Raw genomic sequence first — 2,821 nt, 5'->3', positions numbered from 1 at the left:
TGTCAGTCTGTAGAGCGACCATAAGACCAGAACAGAGTAAAACTGTTAAGGCAGGTGCGGAACCCCGCAAGGGAAAGAAGCAGAAACCTAAATCGTGAGGTTTGGGAATCACCGTCCGTTTACGGCGGTGAGGATGTCAACATAAAGAGGAATCCTCTCTCAGGTAAGAGCGGTAGTATGGCTTACTCGACACAGCAGTTAATTGAAATCCTCGATCGAGAAATGCACGCCACTTGCAAAGGGGAACGTCTGTTACTCTCCCCGGCGGAGCGCATTGATAATCCAGTGATTGCCAAGGCGATCAATCTAGAAAAGGTGGGCAAAGTCTTCGCCTATCAGGATTTTCGCCGCCAAGTTCACGATTATCAACAACAATATCAGGTTTCGGGCATTATCTGGCGTGTTTGTCAATGGGGCGATCGCACTCTCCGTTATCCCGAAATTCATAATCAATTAGTTGCCGTGGCGGGTGACAAGGAAATTCTCATGGCTGCCAAAGCCTCGGTTTTAGAGTTTTGGAACAGTATTACCCCTAATATGAATTTTTGGTGGGCGCTTAACTCCCGTCGTCCCATTTCTGCCGATTCTCTAGCAGAATTAGTCGCTCAGTCCGAATGGGCGGAATTAGATGTGGCGCGCACAGAATTATATCTCGGCCTCTGTTGGGGTAATCCTTTAGAACACCAGTATCAATGGGCGCAACCCTTTTCCGGTTGTCATCGCATTATCGCCGCCGTCGATGAACCTAGTTCGATTAAGGTCTGAGGGCGATTGATGTCTTGGGAATTATGAATTATGAATTGGGGTGTGGGGTGTAGGGAAGGAAACCTCTTTCATCTCTGGTGGTGAAAATTTTTTCATCGAGACTGACTCCTGATGATCGACTCCTATTGTAAAGTTTTGTTAATTTTTCTGGGATTAGGGTATTTTGTAAAAATAGATACAGAATTGTATGTTATATATATTAGTGGGTGATTAAAAAAGTTCAAAATGCGATTTGCAGATCGGAGGAAATGATTATGTCTACAGAACAACAAGCTCGCGCCTTAATGATGCGTCACCACCACGCCGTCAAAAATCGTCAACAATCGATGTTAGAGAGAAGTGCTTCTGAAATCGGTATTGACAATGACAATGGCTACGGGGAAACCGTTCAACGTCGCTTCTCGGCCGACTTTTCTTCACAAACTTACGATCGCTCTGGTGTTACTCTCAGTTAGGGTCTTAGATTTCGCCAAAGTGTAAGCTTTCAATCTTAGAATTAAGTGAACAATCAGCCCACACAAACCGAGATAGGAATGTGTGGGTTTTCGGTTTTTAGAAATCATGGGGTTACGTCTGGGATAGAGATGGTTTTATTTTATTTGCAAGACGAGGCGATATTTAGGTTGTCCAGTTCTCAATTTTTCCATGGCTTCATTCACCTGCGAGATAGGATAGGTTTCTGTCACGGGTTCAATGCCATGGCGAGAGGCAAATTCGATCATTTTATTGATGGTACTGGGACTACCCAAAGGACTACCAGAAATCGATTTTTGACCCATAATCAAGGGAAAAGCGTAGGTAGCCATGGGTTCAAGAACAGCCCCAACAATATGCAGACGACCTTTGGGACGTAAACAGGCGATATAAAGACCCCAATCGAGATTAACGTTAACGGTAGAGATGATGAAATCAAAGTAATTTTGTACCGATTGCAAAGCTTCGGGGTCTCTGGAATTGATAAAATGAGTCGCGCCTAATTCTTTGGCCTCCGCTTCTTTATCGGGACTACTGGAAAAAGCGGTTACTTCGCAGCCCCAAGCTTTGAGGAATTTTAAGGCTATATGTCCCAATCCACCAATACCAATGACACCAACTCGGGCCGTGGGTTTAATATCAAATTGCACAATCGGATTAAAGACGGTTATACCACCACAAAAAAGCGGGCCAGCTTTGGCAGCATCCAACTGGTTCCCCAAGGGAACTAACCAACTATGATGAGCGCGGACTCTGTCGGCAAAACCACCATGGCGACCGACGATAGTTCCTTCGGCAGTGGCACAAAGGTTTTGATCCCCTGACATACAAGTTTCACAGGTCGAACAGGAACGGGAAAACCAACCAAGACCGACTCTTTGCCCTATCTTTAATTCTTTGACTTTAGCACCGAGAGCGGCGATCGTGCCGACCACTTCATGACCGGGGACAAAGGGATAGGTGGTCAGTCCCCAATCGTTATCGAGCATACTTAGGTCACTGTGGCAGATGCCGCAATATTCCACCTCGATTTCCACATCTTCATCCGCTAATATACCCGGATCGTAGTCAAAAGGCTCTAGTTTTCCCCCTTTTTCTCGGGCAGCATAGGCTCTAATCATGATTAAGTCCTCTAGAATGGGTTTATTGGTTATCTTATCCCAAATTTATCGAAAATTCCGGTTAAGAAGATTGGGCGATAATTCCACTGCTAGGGACATCAACATCAAGGAAGTCCGCTCGTGATGATTAAAAAAATCTTAAAAACGGGAATTTTAAGAATAGCCAGAGGCGATCGCTAACTGGCAGCATCAGCAAAATTACTGGTTTTGGGTTACTCTTGTATATAGACCGCTCGCTGGCAGCTTGCGGACTTTACCGACAAGTTTTGTTAGGATCGGATAAAAATTATCCTGTTTCATCCTTGGCAAGATTAGACGAGTTGACAATCCTGGGCCTAAAGGCGTGAGGATTCTCGAAGCTCATCACAGCCCTTTCTGGTTTCCCTTACTTAGGTCTTACACGATTAGGTCTGAACCGAACCTACTAGAATATCACTTGCTATCTAGTTATCCTTTTTCTG

Annotated in this window: 4 protein-coding genes; 3 read left to right on the top strand and 1 reads right to left on the bottom strand. The window is 44.9% G+C overall.

Annotation, left to right across the window (positions count from 1 at the left end; genetic code table 11):
• Window positions 1–177: 177 nt before the first annotated feature.
• Window positions 178–765, top strand: a complete 588-nt coding sequence (locus IM322_RS05440; protein WP_287076642.1) for a hypothetical protein — start codon at window positions 178–180, stop codon at window positions 763–765.
• A gap of 254 nt (window positions 766–1,019) precedes the next feature.
• On the top strand, window positions 1,020–1,220 hold the full coding sequence (gene gifA, locus IM322_RS05435; RefSeq protein ID WP_079210075.1) for a glutamine synthetase inactivation factor IF7A: 201 nt from the start codon (window positions 1,020–1,022) through the stop codon (window positions 1,218–1,220).
• A 135-nt stretch (window positions 1,221–1,355) separates the two neighbouring features.
• Here the strand turns inward: gifA and ahr are convergent, their stop codons facing one another.
• Complete coding sequence (ahr, locus tag IM322_RS05430) at window positions 1,356–2,360, bottom strand: NADPH-dependent aldehyde reductase Ahr (RefSeq protein ID WP_287674223.1); 1,005 nt, start codon at window positions 2,358–2,360, stop codon at window positions 1,356–1,358.
• Between ahr and IM322_RS05425 the strand changes: the two genes are divergently transcribed.
• The gene (locus IM322_RS05425; RefSeq protein ID WP_287674221.1) at window positions 2,359–2,484 is read left to right on the top strand and encodes a hypothetical protein; all 126 of its coding nucleotides are present in this window, start codon (window positions 2,359–2,361) and stop codon (window positions 2,482–2,484) included. The two genes, ahr and IM322_RS05425, sit on opposite strands and share 2 nt — an antisense overlap.
• Window positions 2,485–2,821: the final 337 nt, after the last annotated feature.

The sequence above is a fragment of the Microcystis sp. M109S1 genome, from assembly GCF_020247025.1.
Taxonomy (GTDB): domain Bacteria; phylum Cyanobacteriota; class Cyanobacteriia; order Cyanobacteriales; family Microcystaceae; genus Microcystis.
The sequence above is the reverse complement of the archived record's forward strand: the minus strand, read 5'-3'. Positions and strand labels throughout refer to the sequence as shown.

Excerpts from the sequence above, each read along its gene's own strand:
- ahr (WP_287674223.1), bottom strand. The coding sequence starts at position 2,360 with ATGATTAGAGCCTATGCTGCCCGAGAAAAAGGGGGAAAACTAGAGCCT.
- IM322_RS05440 (WP_287076642.1), top strand. The coding sequence starts at position 178 with ATGGCTTACTCGACACAGCAGTTAATTGAAATCCTCGATCGAGAAATG.
- gifA (WP_079210075.1), top strand. The coding sequence starts at position 1,020 with ATGTCTACAGAACAACAAGCTCGCGCCTTAATGATGCGTCACCACCAC.
- IM322_RS05425 (WP_287674221.1), top strand. The coding sequence starts at position 2,359 with ATGATTAAGTCCTCTAGAATGGGTTTATTGGTTATCTTATCCCAAATT.